Raw genomic sequence first — 14034 nt, 5'->3', positions numbered from 1 at the left:
TGGGAGATTGCGCCTAAGCGGCTTGCGGGGCGACGTCCTTTTCGCGATGCCCGATCGCCATCGGGACCGCCTGCGTACCGCTCATGGAACGCCATTCGATCAATTCAAAGGCGCCGTCTTGATGCTCGGCGATCGCCGTACAGCTTTCGACCCAGTCTCCAGTGTTGATGTAACGGATCCCGTCCATGTCTTCCATGACAGCGTGATGAATGTGGCCACAAATCACGCCGTCCGCACCGTGCTTACGGGCTTCGTCGGCAACGACGCGCTGGAACTCGCCTATGAAGTTGACTGCATGCTTCACCTGAAGCTTGGCCCATGCGGAAAACGACCAGTACGGCATCCCCATCCGGCGACGGATTGCTGCTAGGCCAATATTGATTATGATCGCCATGTCGTATGCCCAGTCGCCGAGATAGGCGAGCAGGCGGGCGTTGCGCACCACGACGTCGAACTCGTCGCCATGCAGCACGAGGTACTTCTTGCCGTCGGCCGCTTCGTGCATGATGCGCTCGGCAACCTCGATGCCACCGAAATGGGTGCCTGGAAAGTCACGAAGGAATTCGTCGTGATTGCCGGGGATATAAACCACCCGCGTGCCCTTGCGCGCCTTGCGCAGCAGCTTCTGGACCACGTCGTTGCAATCCTGCGGCCAGTACCAGCTGCGCTTCAGTCGCCAGCCATCAATGATATCGCCGACGAGGACGATGGTATCGGCCTCGTGATGCTTGAGAAAATCCAACAGGAAGTCCACCTTCGCGGCCTTGGAGCCGAGATGCACATCGGAAATGAAAAGCGTACGGAAGTGCCGCGTATCCATATTGTCCCTCACAAGCATCCTGCTCGTGTCCCATGGTTCACCTGACCTTCCAAAACCAGAGTCGTGTTTCAGGAAGATGACATCCGGTTGTCACGCCCGATTTTCCCGGTCTCTACAGACCTGCGCTCCCGTCACGGCAGATTTGCGCTGTTTTCGCATTTCGAACGGAAATTCCGACTGTTCGACCATCCCGTTTGATGTATTGAAGGCAGTTCAAAGACAGCATGCGGCAGCCGGAGGCGATGATGGATCATCACGAAAAGTCCAAGACGGAAAAGAATTTGGCAGGTGGAAGCCTCGACGAGCAGGCGCTCTACTTCCATCGCTATCCGCGTCCGGGCAAGCTTGAAATCCAGGCAATCAAGCCGCTCGGCAACCAGCGCGACCTGGCGCTGGCCTATTCCCCCGGCGTCGCAGCACCCTGTCTCGCCATCCGTGACAATCCCGAGACGGCCGCCGACTATACCTCGCGCGCAAATCTCGTAGCGGTCATTTCCAACGGTACGGCCGTTCTCGGCCTCGGCAATATCGGTCCGTTGGCATCAAAGCCGGTCATGGAGGGTAAGGCCGTCCTCTTCAAGAAGTTTGCCAACATCGATGTCTTCGATATCGAGGTCGATGCAACGAGTGTCGATCAGATGGTCTCGACCGTCGCCTCGCTCGAGCCGACCTTCGGCGGCATCAATCTCGAGGACATCAAGGCGCCGGAATGTTTCGAGATCGAGCGCCGTCTCCGCGAGACCATGAAGATCCCGGTTTTCCATGACGACCAGCATGGCACGGCCATCATCGTCGCTGCGGCGATCCTCAATGGCCTGGAACTGGCCAACAAGAAGATCGACGAGGTCAAGATCGTCGCTTCGGGCGCGGGTGCCGCTGCCCTCGCCTGCCTCAACCTCCTCGTCACACTGGGCGCCAAACGCGAGAATATCTGGGTCCACGACATCGAAGGCCTGGTCTACGAAGGCCGTACAGAGTTGATGGACGAGTGGAAGAGCGTCTACTCCCAAAAGAGCGACACGCGCACGCTTGCGGAAAACATCGGTGGCGCCGACGTATTCCTTGGCTTGTCTGCCGCCGGCGTGCTGAAGCCGGAACTGCTGGCGCAGATGGCCGAAAAACCGCTGATCATGGCGCTCGCCAATCCGACGCCGGAGATCATGCCCGATCTCGCCCGCGCTGCCCGCCCCGATGCAATGATCTGCACCGGTCGCTCCGACTTCCCGAACCAGGTGAACAATGTTCTTTGCTTCCCCTACATCTTCCGGGGTGCTTTGGATTGCGGTGCGATCACCATCAACGAAGAAATGAAGATGGCTGCCGTGCGCGCCATCGCGGCACTTGCGCGCGAGGAGCCGTCCGACGTCGCCGCCCGCGCCTATTCGGGTGAAACGCCGGTCTTCGGCCCGAACTACCTGATCCCTTCGCCCTTCGACCCGCGCCTGATCCTGCGGATCGCCCCGGCGGTCGCGAGGGCTGCCGCCGAAAGCGGTGTCGCCTTGCGTCCGATCACCGATTTCGACGCCTATCTCGACCAGCTCAACCGTTTCGTCTTCCGTTCCGGCTTCATCATGAAACCGATCTTTGCTGCGGCGAAGAATGCCGAGCGCAAGAGGGTCATCTTCTCGGAAGGTGAGGATGAACGCGTGCTGCGCGCCGCGCAGGTGCTGCTGGAAGAAGGCATTGCCGAACCGATCCTGATCGGCCGCCCGCAGGTCATCGAAACGCGCCTCCAGCGCTACGGCCTGCGCATCCGCCCGCTTTCGGATTTCGACGTCATCAACCCGGAAGACGATCCGCGCTTCCGCGAATATGTCGATCTCTACTTCTCGCTGGTCGGGCGTCGCGGCGTCATTCCGGAGGCCGCCCGCACGATCGTTCGTACCAACACGACCGTCATCGGCGCGCTGGCGCTGAAGCGCGGCGAAGCCGACGCTCTGATCTGCGGCCTGGAAGGCCGTTACGAGAAGCATCTGCGCGACGTTCGCCAGATCATCGGCAAGCGGCATGACGTCTGCGACTTCTCGGCACTCAGCCTGCTGATCTCGCAGCGCGGAGCCACGTTCTTCACGGACACCTACGTCACCTTCAATCCGACTGCGGAAGAAATCGCCGAGTCCGCGGTTCTCGCCGCCGAGGAAATCAAGCGCTTCGGCATTACGCCGCGCGTGGCCCTCGTTTCCCACTCGAATTTCGGCTCGCGTGAATCCGAGAGCGCGACGAAGATGCGTGCTGCTCTCAAGCTCGTTCGCGAAGCAGCCCCGGAGCTTGAAGTCGACGGCGAGATGCATGGCGAGAGCGCGATCTCCGACGCCCTGCGCAAGCGCGTCATGCCCGACACGACCCTGCATGACGAAGCGAACCTGCTGGTCTTCCCGAACCTGGATTCGGCGAATATCACCCTCGGCGTCGTGAAATCGATGATCGACGGCTTGCATGTAGGGCCGATCCTGCTGGGCGCTGCGCTGCCGGCGCACATCCTGGCGCCCTCGGTGACCTCCCGCGGTGTCGTCAACATGGCTGCCCTCGCCGTCGTCGAGGCTTCACAGCCGGCGTGATTTGCGGCCGATCGAGAAAATGCGCTAAGATTCCGACTGCAGCCTGTTAAGACAAACGGGCTAGCAATGGAGGCGCGGCGGGACGCCGCGCCTTACGACCTGCTCACCGATGGGACGATGCCTTGAACCGCTGGATTCTGTCATTCGCAGCCGCACTTGTGTTGATCGGCCCGGCCCATGCCCAGGTGCCGGCGATCTGCGGAGACCTGCGTGCCCGCCTTGCGGATCTGCCGCAAATCATCGGCAGCACACCCGAGGTGCGCAAATTCGCCAGCGCCATCGCCGAACAGAACCTTGAGCTTCGCAAAGTCCGTAGCGATCTCCGTCAGAACGGCTGCACAAGCGGCAGCATGGTCGTGATCGGCGACGATGACGGCTATTGCGGGGAGCTTGAGCGCGCGGAGAGCAAAATGGTCGACAACATCCGTTATCTGCAGCAGCGGCGCGACGAGCTGCGTGGCCAAAGCGAGGATGTCCGCACGCGAAACGAGCTTCTTGCGGCGCTCGATGACAATGGCTGCAACGAGGAACAGTGGCCCGCCGACAGCGGCGATGGATATGCACCGCCTCCAAGCATTGAAGATCAGGCGCTGCGAAACGACACCTTCGTACCGCCGGGTGGCGATCCCGGCCAGCGCCGATACGGTCTCCCCGGCATGTCGACGCCCTCTCATCTCAATACCGTCTGTGTGCGCACCTGCGACGGTGGCTTTTTTCCGTTAAGCTCGAATGCAACCTCGCAGGACTTCGCCCGCGATGCCGACACCTGCTCGAAGATGTGTCCCGGCATCGACACCGAGCTCTTTTATCATGACGTCTCCAGCACTGAGACTTCACAGATGATATCGGCGGCGACGGGCGCTCCTTACAGCGCAATGCCGAACGCTTTCGCCTACAAGAACCGCAAACCCGGCGAAAAATCATCCTGCAGCTGCGACCTCAACGCCTACTATGAGCGGATGCGAAAAAGCCAATCGATCAGCGAACCGCCGCAACAAGGATCGATCACCACGATCGAAACCAAGAAGCCCGAGCCAGCGAGAAAGGTCGCCGCCCCGGCTGCACCGCAGCCTCAGGTGCCGGACAGGCCATATGATCCGGCGACCAACAAGGTGCGCCAGATCGGTCCGCAGTTCTTGGCCGGCGACCAAGGCACAATCGACCTCAAGCATCCGGCAAAGCCGGGCCCTCAGCCGCAGCAGCAATAGCCGCCCTCAGTCCGCTGGATTGTCCCAGCGATCCGTAAACACCAGTTCATCCAGCAGCAATCGCTGGCGCCATCCTTTGACGGCGAGTTCCGGCTGGTCATAGAGCCGGTCGACATAGCCGACGCAGAGCCAGGCAACGATCTCGACCCGATCAGGAACACCGAGGATGTCCTTGATATCGGACTCGTGAAAGATACTCACCCAGCCGACCCCCACGCCTTCGGCGCGGGCGGCGAGCCACAGATTCTGCACGGCACAGACCGTGGAGTAGGAATCCATCCGCCGATTGTGCGTCCTGCCAAGAACGACATCGCCGCAGCGGTCCGGATCGCAGGTCACGCAGATGCTGAGCGGTGCGGTTCGGATGCCCTCAAGCTTCAGCGAGCGATAGAGCTGTTGCCGCCCGCCTTCAAACATCTCGCCGGCCTCGCGGTTGGCGCGATTGAAGGCCTGCCACGCGGCCTCCTTCACCTTGTCATCGCGCACCAGGATAAAATTCCAGGGCTGCATGAACCCAACGGACGGCGCGTGATGCGCGGCCGTCAGAAGCCTTTTGACGACGTCGTCCGGTATGGCATCCGGGAGAAACTCGGAACGCACGTCGCGTCGCGTCGAAATCGCCCTGTAGACGGCGTCGCGTTCCTCGGTCGAAAAGGCTGCGGCTCCCGACAGGGAGCCTGAATGGTCTGGTCGCATCGTCAATCCCCAACAACACAACCGCCCGCCGTCCACGCGGGTCAGTCTATGGTGTCGGGCCGGTCTTCTGACTTGGCGTCATCCGACTGCCGCGCCTTCCCGGTACTGGACCAGTGGCTCTTTGCGGCAGCCGTCAGCCTTACAGCGTTGGGCACGTTTCGGTCTTTCACCGAATTCCCGATTCTCCCGCCCGCGGCGGGCACCCGACGGACGCGTCTATGCCCATAAACCCTGGCCGACGCAATCCCTTAATCCGAGACGGGAAAGTAGCGCACATAGGCGAACTCATCACCTGACGGCGACCAGTTGGGCACGTTGATCGTTCCCTGCCCGCCGAAGAGATCGAAGAGCATCGTCAGGTTTCCGCCGTCCATGTCCATCAGCCGCAGGCGAACATCGAGATCGCGTGGATGGTCGAACACATCAGGATCGTAAGAAAGGATCAGAACCTTGTCGTTGTTGGGCGACGGATGGGCAAACCAGTTCCCATAGTTGTCACTGGTGACCTGCTCAAGACCGGTCCCATCGGGATGGATTCGCCAGATTTGCATGAGGCCGGTGCGGCTAGAATTGAAGTAGATCCATTGACCGTCGGCGGAATAGTCCGGCCCGTCATTGCGTCCCTCGCCGTGGGTCAGCCGCTTTTCTTCGCCGCCGTCAACGGAGATCGTGTAGATATCGAACAAATCGTTGCGGATGCCACAATAGGCGAGTTGCTTCCCGTCGGGCGACCAGCCGTGCCAATAGGATGGCCGATTTTGCGTCACCAGCCGCGGCGTACCACCTTCGGCCGGCAGCACATAAATCGTCGACTTCCCGAACTCGGTTTTGTCGGAGATGACGATCTGGCGGCCATCGGGCGAAATGCCGTGGTCGTTGTTGCAGGTCGTCGCAAAGCCGGTATCGACCTTGCCGACCTTGCTCGAACCATCAAGTGCGAGACGGTAGAGGAGTCCGTCGCCGTTCAACAGAAGATAGGTCCCATCCGACGAAAAGTTCGGCGCCTCAACGAGTTGCGTGGTTTGCCAGACGACGCGCGCCTCGCCTGTCCTGATGCTGTAGATCTCAACGGAACTGCGCAATCTGAATCCTCCTAAGCATCGAATCCGCCAGACCTACGACGGCTCGCCACTCAGCACAAGCAAATGCGCCTGACCGAGAATCTGCTCTGGAGGTAGTTCCTGCGTGATGGGCGTTTTATCCACCGATCACAAATGCAGGAAACCTAACGGTTCATCTAGCATTCATGACAAAGATGTGACAGTTCGACGAAGCTTTTATGACGTCGGAGTTTTCCAGTTGATCGCGTTGGTAATGAGGTCTGCAGCGGCAGCGCGTTTTGCGTCGCTTTCCACCGATTTCGGGGGAAGCGCTCGGTCGCCCGCCCTACGCACCGCACTCAGCGTTGCTTTTTGTGCCCTGCTTGCGCTCCTTGCCACCGCCACTGTCGAGATCATTGCCCGCGATGGGTTGGCCGACGTCCGCGAATTCCTGACATCGCCTGTGCGTCCGGGGATGACGACGGTTGTGATGTTGACTGTCCTGATGCTGTCGCTCGATGCAGTCCTGGGCCGGCGGTTCATTTCGGCGCTGATCGTTCTTCCGCTTGTGATCGTCCCCGCCATCGTATCCAACCAGAAGCAGCACTACCTTTCGGACCCGCTTTATCCATCGGACGTCCTTTTCGGGCGGCAGATCATGGAACTGCTCCCTGTGATGGTGCGCGACCGCCCCTGGACGGCCGTTGCGATGCTTGTCGGCATCGTCTTGTCCGTTACCGCGATTGTCTTCCTCTGGCGCTTCGCCTGGCGCAACTTCCCAAAGCTCCCAAGGGCCTCTCGCGTCCGCCGGCTTTGCGTCGGCCTGCCCGTTATCGCGGCTTTCGGGTCCTTGATGGACTATTCCCAATATTCCTTCATCCGTGACCGCCTGCAGGTGGTTCCGATGATGTGGGACCAGAAGGAAAACTACCGCAGCAACGGCTTCATCCTCGCCTTCATCTTCAACATTCCGATGGCAGACGTGGCAGCGCCTGTCGGCTTCGGTACAGAGGCGCTCGACGCCATCCCCGGCCGCAACTACGGCTACCTCAGCGGGCCACGCGAAAAGCCCGACGTGATCATGCTGATGAGCGAGTCATTCTGGGATCCGACCCGCCTGAAGACGCTGAGCCTGTCGCCAGATCCTATGCCGACGATCCGTGCAGAGCAGTCCGGCTATGTCTTCTCGCCGGAGTTTGGCGGCATGACCGCCAATGTCGAATTCGAGGCGCTGACAGGTTTCTCCAACGCCTTCCTGCCATACGGCAGCATTCCCTACCAGCAATACATCCGTCGTGATGTTCCCTCGCTCGCCACGTTCTTCCGTGGCGAAGGTTACGCGGCGCGGTCGCTTCATCCGTTCAGCGGCTGGTTCTGGAATCGCAACGAGGTTTACAAGGACTTCGGCTTCGAGCAGTTCCGCTCCGAAGAAACCCTGCCTCCCATGGAAAAGCGAGGCATCTTCGCTTCGGACGAGTCGCTTATGAAGGAGATCATGAACGAGGCTGACGGCATGGATCGCCCGTTCTTCTTCTTTGGCGTCACCTTGCAGGGACATGGCCCCTACGAACCGAACCGTTACGCCCACAACACTATCGACATCAAGGGCAACCTGAACGATGCCGACCGCGCCACCCTTGGCACCTATACGCAGGGTGTCAAGGAAGCCGACGACAGCCTCAAGATGCTGATGGATTGGGCAGAAAAGCGCGACCGCGAAACGATCATCGTGCTGTGGGGCGACCACCTGCCCCCGCTCGGCAATGTCTACATGGCGACCGGCTACATGCCGGACCAGGTTGCCACCCGCAAGGCATCAGTGAGCGTCATGAAGCAGGAACACGAGACCCCGCTCGTCATCTGGTCGAACAAGAAGGGCAGCAAGAAGGATGTCGGCACCATCAGCCCCTCACTGCTTTCGTACCACCTCCTGAAGTTCGCCGGCTTCGAGCATCCCTACTACACGGGCTTCCTCGGCCGCGTGCAGAAGAAGTACAGCGTCATCGACCGATATCAGCTCATTGCCCGCGACAACACGGCATCTCCCGATTGGGTCCTGAAGCCGAAGAACCTCGATCCCCTCGTCCGGGACTATCGATACCTCCAGCATGACATCATGTTCGGCAAGGCTCAGACGCTCGAGCGGTTCTTCCCGCAGCATGCCTGGCTCTATGCGCAAGGCACATAGAAAAGCGGCACAAGCCCGCATTGCAATTTGAAAACATTACGGAATACTGGCGCCCGAGCGATCTAGCATTCGGAGTCGGCCATGCATAACCTATCGGACCTCATCCACCATCACTTCGACAAGCCGGCCGACGAACTCGGCGAGATCGAAAGGCGCGTTCTCGCGAAGGCGCACGAGCGGAAGATAATCTCGACCGATATCAATGCCGCTCTTCAAGCCGAATCTTCCTCCGGCCAGCGCTTGGCAGATACGATTGCGCGTGTTGGCGGCTCGTGGAGCTTTATTATTGCTTTCCTGCTCTTCCTGGTCTGCTGGTGCGTTGTAAACACCATTGTATTGCTGACGCGCGCCTTCGATCCCTATCCGTTCATTTTCCTCAATCTCGTGCTTTCGATGCTGGCGGCGATCCAGGCTCCGATCATCATGATGTCGCAAAACCGCCAGGCGGAGCGCGATCGTTTCGAGGCGGCAAAAGACTATGAGGTCAATCTCAAAGCAGAACTGGAAGTTCTATCCCTGCATCAGAAGATTGACATGCGCGTGCTCACCGAAATTGCAGCATTGCGCGAAGACATCGAGCGTTTGAACCAGCGTCTGCCCAGTTGATCGAAGGATCCGGGATCGCTTGAATTTAACTATACCAATCGATTAACGATCCGCTAACCAAGTGCCGCATTGAAACATCGACGCAAATGTTGGAGGAGCAACGGGAACCAATCCGATCCGACAATACGATACGATGCTCACTGGCCGACTGCATACACGCGACGAAATCCTTCATCACCCTCTGTTTCTGTCGATCGAACGCCAGATCGCACTCCACCTTATCGGCATTCACAAGCGCGCTCCTCGCCTTGCCCGCCTCGCCGCCTCGCACCAAAAGTGGCTAATGACGCAAACGCTGTTTGCCATGCATGCCGGACGAGATCGAGGCAACCCACGTTCGGGGCTCACGGCCGGCCGCATGATGCAGGTGGCCAAAGAGTTCGATCTCGCCAGTAAGAATACGGCTGCGTCGTTCCTTGCAGAACTGATTGCCTATAAGTTCCTGCGGGATGCTGCCGATGAAACGCCCGACCGGCGCCTGCGTCGCCTCGAGACGACCGAGGCGAGCGAGGAGGCCATGGCCTCCTGGTTCCAGGGCCATATGGCCTGCCTCGACCAACTCGACGGCGGCAATCGCGCAAGCCTGACCGCTGACACCCCGCGGCTCTTCCTTCTCGCACAGCCGCGAGCTGCGCGTGCCCTTATCCAGGATTCGGTCTGGAAGGAACCCCGGAGCAGCATCGGGCATTTCCTCTGGTCGGATGTCGGCGGCCTCGTGCTGCACGATCTGATCAGCCGCCTGCCGGACGACGCGCGGGAGCATGATCGCACTCTGCTGAAAGGCGTGACGATCAGCGAAATCGCGAGCGACTTCGGCATCTCCCTCACCAACTTGAAACGGATGTTCAAGAAAGCAGAAACGGACGGCATGCTCGGCTGGGAAAACCCGCGCAACCGTGGCACGCTATGGCTTTCCAAGACATTCATCGAGGACTATTTCCACTGGCAATCCGCAAAGTTTGCCGAATTGGACAGCGCTATCCACTGGGCGGCCGGCCAAATCCGCTAGAGCATTCCGCCGATGCGAACTCATACGGAGCGACGTCCGATACGCTAGTCAGAGCGCGCCACCCGCCACCATCGTATAAAACAAAAAAGCCCGGCATCAGGCGGGCTTTTACTTCTATTTTCGATCAACCGTTGACGGCCATGCGCTTTTCGTCGCGCCCGCCCTTCATGCGCTCGGCCAGCAGGAAGGCCAGTTCGAGCGCCTGGTCAGCATTGAGACGCGGGTCGCAATGCGTGTGGTAGCGATCGTGCAGATCCTCGGCCGTGACGGCGCGGGCGCCGCCGGTGCATTCCGTCACATCCTTGCCGGTCATCTCGATGTGGATGCCGCCCGGATGCGAACCTTCTGCACGATGGATCTGGAAGAAGCTTTCGACTTCCGACAGGATCCGCTCGAACGGACGCGTCTTGTAGTTGTTCAGCGTGATCGTGTTGCCATGCATCGGATCGCACGACCAGACGACCTTGCGCCCCTCGCGCTCGACCGCGCGGATGAGACGCGGCAGATGCTCGGCAACCTTGTCGTGGCCGAAGCGGCAGATCAGCGTCAGCCGGCCCGCTTCGTTTTCCGGATTGAGAATGTCGATCAGGTTCAGAAGATCGTCCGCCTGCAGAGACGGACCGCACTTCAAGCCGATCGGATTCTTGATGCCGCGGCAGTATTCGACATGGGCATGGTCTGCCTGGCGCGTGCGGTCGCCGATCCAGATCATGTGGCCCGAAGTAGCGTACCAGTCGCCAGACGTCGAGTCGACACGCGTCAGCGCCTCTTCATAGCCAAGCAGCAACGCTTCGTGGCTGGTGAAGAAGTCCGTCTCGCGCAGGCTCGGATTGTTTTCCGCGCTGATGCCGATCGCCTTCATGAAGTCCATGGTTTCGCTGATGCGGCCGGCAAGCTTGCGGTAGCGCTCACCCTGCGGGCTATCCTTGACGAAGCCAAGCATCCACTGATGGACGTTCTCGAGGTTCGCGTAGCCACCCATTGCGAAGGCGCGCAGCAGGTTCAGCGTAGCGGCCGACTGGCGATAGGCCATAGCCTGGCGCTCCGGGTTCGGAATACGTGATTCTTCCGTGAACTCGATGCCGTTGATGATGTCGCCACGGTAGCTCGGAAGCGACACGCCATCCTGCGTCTCGATGCCAGAAGAGCGCGGCTTGGCGAACTGCCCGGCGATGCGGCCGACCTTGACCACCGGCAGCTGTGCCCCGAAGGTCAGGACGACGGCCATCTGCAGGAACGCACGGAAGAAGTCGCGGATGTTGTCGGCGCCATGCTCGGCAAAACTCTCGGCGCAATCGCCACCCTGCAGCAGGAAACCGTTGCCTTCTGCAACGTTGGCGAGATGCTTCTTCAGCCGGCGTGCTTCACCCGCAAAGACAAGAGGCGGATAGGATGCGAGCTGGGCTTCCGTTGCTGCCAATGCGGCCTGGTCCGGATAGTCCGGAACCTGCTGGATCGGTTTTTGCCGCCAACTACTCGGTGTCCAATTCTCTGCCATCTTACTCACCTGCTCCACCATCCGGTCAGTCCGGATGTTCCGTCCTAAAAATGTTGGGCGGCTTATAACCCTTTAGTGCCATCTTGCATAGCGGCGTTCCGCTCTTCGACACTGAGGATTAAATCGGCGACCACGCGCGATATAAAGGAATTCGATGACGTATTTTCAAACAGAAAACGTACGATCAACGATCACTATACCAAGACGGTTTGTATCCAATTTAAGCTTGTCCCGGAAAAACGCCGGCAATTCTAATGAGGCGTCATACAGGCGCTCTTCCTCAACGTGATCCGCACGCCCCACATCACCAGCTGCTGGCGTCAGACATGAACACCGTCCCGAATGCGATAGCTCGGGGCATACATTGTGACGAGCTCTTCCGCGGCCGTCGGATGCACGGCCATCGTCCGGTCGAAATCGTCCTTCGTGCAGCCCGCCTTCAGCGTAATTCCAAGGATCTGGGCCATCTCACCGGCGTCGTGGCCGAGGATATGCGCGCCCACAACCTTTTGGCTGGCAGCGACCACAATCAGCTTCATGATCATCTTCTCGCCACGCCCCGACAGCGTCGCCTTCAGTGGACGAAACTGCGCACGGTAGACCTCGAGCTCCTTGTAGCGCTTGCCCGCTTCCTCCTCGGTCAGCCCTACGGTACCGATCTCGGGCTGCGAGAAGACCGCCGTTGCGATCGTCTCGTGATCGGGCTTGGTCGGATTGTCCTTGTACTCCGTCTCGATGAAGCACATTGCCTCGTGGATCGCCACCGGCGTCAACTGTATCCTGTCGGTGACATCGCCGAGCGCATAGATGTTCGGGACGTTGGTGCGAGAATAGTCGTCGACCACCACCGCTCCGCGCTCGTCAGTCTTCACACCGGCGGCTTCCAGGCCTAGGCCTTCCGTATTCGGAATGCGCCCGAGCGCCAGCATCACGACATCGGCAACCAGCGTGCCGTTCTTCAGCGTCTCGACGGAAAGACGACCGTCCTCTTTCGATACCTTCTGCAGCATATCATGGCAGAGGATGCGGATGCCCTTGGCGGTCATCGCCTCGTGCAGTCCCTGGCGGAGGTCCTGATCGAAGCGCGACAGAATCTCGGCGCCGCGATAGATCAGCGTCGTCTCGACGCCGAGGCCGTGAAAGATATTGGCAAACTCCACCGCGATATAACCGCCACCCGCAATCACAATCGCCTTCGGCAGCTCCTCCAGATGGAAGGCCTCGTTGGAGGAAATGCAGAGTTCGTTCCCAGGCAAAGCCGCGTGCGGGTTCGGGCGGCCACCGGTCGCGATCACGATGGTCTTCGCGGTCACCGTCTTGCCGGTATTGACCAACCGGACCGTATGCGCGTCGACCAATTCGGCACGTGTTTCCAGGATTTCGGCGTTGGCGCCGGCCAGTCCCTTCTTGTAGAGCCCTTCCAGTCGCGCGATCTCGTTGTCCTTCGCGGCAATCAGCTTCTTCCAGTCAAACGAGCTCTCGCCGACCGTCCAGCCGAAGCCAGCGGCATCCTCGAAATGTTCATGGAACTGAGCCGCATAGACAAAGAGCTTCTTAGGCACGCAGCCGCGGATCACGCATGTTCCGCCGTAGCGGTACTCCTCTGCGATCGCGACCTTCTTACCGAGCGAGGCTGCAACGCGGGCGCTTCGCACACCGCCTGAGCCACCGCCAATGACAAAGAGATCGTAATCGTAGGACGTCATGAGAAACTCCGGATGGAATCGGCTGGTGAGGTGAAAGTGATATAGTATCGGCGGCCGCAAAAACAAAAGCCCGGACGGTGCCGGGCTTTTGATCTGTTATTCGCGCCTTCTTACGGCTTCGGCTTTGCAGCAGCCGGTGCAGCTGGCTTCGGCGCGGCCGTCGCAGCCGGGTTCGCCGGATCGGCAGCCGGTGGCGGGGCCTTGATGACCTTCACGAGTTCAGCGCTCGTCTGTTTCTGCAGATCGCGCGAGATGCCCTGCGCCCAAATGTCGGCGGCCTTGACGGTTTCGCGCGAAGCGATCGGGCCATCCTTGAGCAGCTTCTTGCCAACCGGCGAGTTGTAGAACTCGGCGATCGCGTTGAGTTCCTCGACGGAGAATGCCTTGGCATAGGTCAGCGCGGCTTCCTTCTCGAGATCGGCGCGACGCGGTGCAAGGGCCAGTGCCTGCTTGTCGACCTCAGCGGTGATCGCATCCTGGTAGTTCGGCGAGTCCTGGATGAGATCGGCCTTCAGGCGCTCAGCCAGTCCGGGCAGGATGTTGTCGAACTGCGCGGTGGCGCCGATCGCGTCGATCGCAGCGCGGGCCGCCTTCAGCTGCTCCGGAGAGGCTTCCTGCGCATGTGCGGCAAAGCCGAATGCGACGCCTGAGAAAATAACGGCCGCAGCAGCAAAACGGCCAAGACCTGCAAATTTAATCATGAGT

At 59.9% G+C, this 14034-nt stretch carries 11 protein-coding genes and 1 riboswitch; of the genes, 5 read left to right on the top strand and 6 right to left on the bottom strand.

Translation table 11 applies throughout. The annotated features are described in order from the left end of the window. Nucleotides 1-13: 13 nt before the first annotated feature. Nucleotides 14-838: a UDP-2,3-diacylglucosamine diphosphatase gene (locus tag IB248_RS06985; protein WP_169680249.1), complete on the bottom strand. Its 825-nt coding sequence runs from the start codon at nt 836-838 to the stop codon at nt 14-16. Nucleotides 839-1065: 227 nt separating this feature from the next. Here IB248_RS06985 and IB248_RS06980 point away from each other — a divergent pair, with 227 nt between their 5' ends. Together IB248_RS06980 and IB248_RS06975 are read left to right on the top strand one after the other, a co-directional pair. Further along, nucleotides 1066-3378, top strand: coding sequence for an NADP-dependent malic enzyme (locus IB248_RS06980; RefSeq protein ID WP_192240600.1), 2313 nt, complete (start codon nt 1066-1068; stop codon nt 3376-3378). Nucleotides 3379-3500: 122 nt separating this feature from the next. Next, on the top strand, nt 3501-4586 hold the full coding sequence (locus IB248_RS06975; protein ID WP_192240599.1) for a DUF2865 domain-containing protein: 1086 nt from the start codon (nt 3501-3503) through the stop codon (nt 4584-4586). A gap of 6 nt (nt 4587-4592) precedes the next feature. On the opposite strand, the gene bluB is transcribed toward IB248_RS06975, so the two are convergent. Both bluB and IB248_RS06965 read right to left on the bottom strand, forming a co-directional pair. Next, nucleotides 4593-5282 carry a 5,6-dimethylbenzimidazole synthase gene (gene bluB, locus IB248_RS06970; protein ID WP_192240598.1) on the bottom strand — a complete coding sequence of 230 codons (690 nt, stop codon included), beginning with the start codon at nt 5280-5282 and terminating at the stop codon, nt 4593-4595. A gap of 39 nt (nt 5283-5321) precedes the next feature. Further along, nucleotides 5322-5504, bottom strand: a riboswitch (cobalamin riboswitch). A gap of 26 nt (nt 5505-5530) precedes the next feature. Then, entirely contained in the window at nt 5531-6364 is an 834-nt protein-coding gene (locus tag IB248_RS06965; RefSeq protein ID WP_192240597.1) for a PD40 domain-containing protein, read from the bottom strand. 217 nt (nt 6365-6581) lie between these two features. Between IB248_RS06965 and IB248_RS06960 the strand changes: the two genes are divergently transcribed. The 3 genes from IB248_RS06960 (at nt 6582) to IB248_RS06950 (ending at nt 10125) form a co-directional block, all read left to right on the top strand. Continuing rightward, entirely contained in the window at nt 6582-8510 is a 1929-nt protein-coding gene (locus IB248_RS06960) for an LTA synthase family protein (RefSeq protein WP_192240596.1), read from the top strand. 81 nt (nt 8511-8591) lie between these two features. Further along, nucleotides 8592-9116, top strand: a complete 525-nt coding sequence (locus IB248_RS06955; protein WP_113471032.1) for a DUF1003 domain-containing protein — start codon at nt 8592-8594, stop codon at nt 9114-9116. A 133-nt stretch (nt 9117-9249) separates the two neighbouring features. Beyond that, nucleotides 9250-10125 carry a hypothetical protein gene (locus IB248_RS06950; protein ID WP_192240595.1) on the top strand — a complete coding sequence of 292 codons (876 nt, stop codon included), beginning with the start codon at nt 9250-9252 and terminating at the stop codon, nt 10123-10125. Nucleotides 10126-10249: 124 nt separating this feature from the next. Here IB248_RS06950 and IB248_RS06945 read toward each other — a convergent pair whose 3' ends face one another. The 3 genes from IB248_RS06945 to IB248_RS06935 all read right to left on the bottom strand — a co-directional run bounded on the left by IB248_RS06945 (nt 10250) and on the right by IB248_RS06935 (nt 14030). Next, entirely contained in the window at nt 10250-11623 is a 1374-nt protein-coding gene (locus IB248_RS06945; RefSeq protein WP_018854824.1) for a 3-deoxy-7-phosphoheptulonate synthase class II, read from the bottom strand. Between the two features lie 320 nt (nt 11624-11943). Continuing rightward, nucleotides 11944-13329 carry a glutathione-disulfide reductase gene (gor, locus tag IB248_RS06940; RefSeq protein ID WP_018854823.1) on the bottom strand — a complete coding sequence of 462 codons (1386 nt, stop codon included), beginning with the start codon at nt 13327-13329 and terminating at the stop codon, nt 11944-11946. A 110-nt stretch (nt 13330-13439) separates the two neighbouring features. Next, a complete protein-coding gene (locus tag IB248_RS06935) occupies nt 13440-14030 on the bottom strand; it encodes a DUF2059 domain-containing protein (RefSeq protein ID WP_192240594.1) in 591 nt (196 codons plus the stop codon). Nucleotides 14031-14034: the final 4 nt, after the last annotated feature.

The sequence above is a fragment of the Rhizobium sp. RHZ01 genome (genome assembly GCF_014851595.1).
In the GTDB taxonomy this organism is placed as follows: domain Bacteria; phylum Pseudomonadota; class Alphaproteobacteria; order Rhizobiales; family Rhizobiaceae; genus Rhizobium; species Rhizobium altiplani.
Note: the sequence above shows the minus strand (reverse complement) of the source record. Positions and strands in the feature narration are given on the sequence as shown.

Bases quoted from the DNA above. Each gene is read 5' to 3' on its own strand.
- IB248_RS06985 (WP_169680249.1), bottom strand. From the start codon at position 838: ATGCTTGTGAGGGACAATATGGATACGCGGCACTTCCGTACGCTTTTC.
- IB248_RS06980 (WP_192240600.1), top strand. From the start codon at position 1,066: ATGGATCATCACGAAAAGTCCAAGACGGAAAAGAATTTGGCAGGTGGA.
- bluB (WP_192240598.1), bottom strand. From the start codon at position 5,282: ATGCGACCAGACCATTCAGGCTCCCTGTCGGGAGCCGCAGCCTTTTCG.
- IB248_RS06955 (WP_113471032.1), top strand. From the start codon at position 8,592: ATGCATAACCTATCGGACCTCATCCACCATCACTTCGACAAGCCGGCC.
- IB248_RS06950 (WP_192240595.1), top strand. From the start codon at position 9,250: ATGCTCACTGGCCGACTGCATACACGCGACGAAATCCTTCATCACCCT.
- IB248_RS06945 (WP_018854824.1), bottom strand. From the start codon at position 11,623: ATGGCAGAGAATTGGACACCGAGTAGTTGGCGGCAAAAACCGATCCAG.
- gor (WP_018854823.1), bottom strand. From the start codon at position 13,329: ATGACGTCCTACGATTACGATCTCTTTGTCATTGGCGGTGGCTCAGGC.
- IB248_RS06935 (WP_192240594.1), bottom strand. From the start codon at position 14,030: ATGATTAAATTTGCAGGTCTTGGCCGTTTTGCTGCTGCGGCCGTTATT.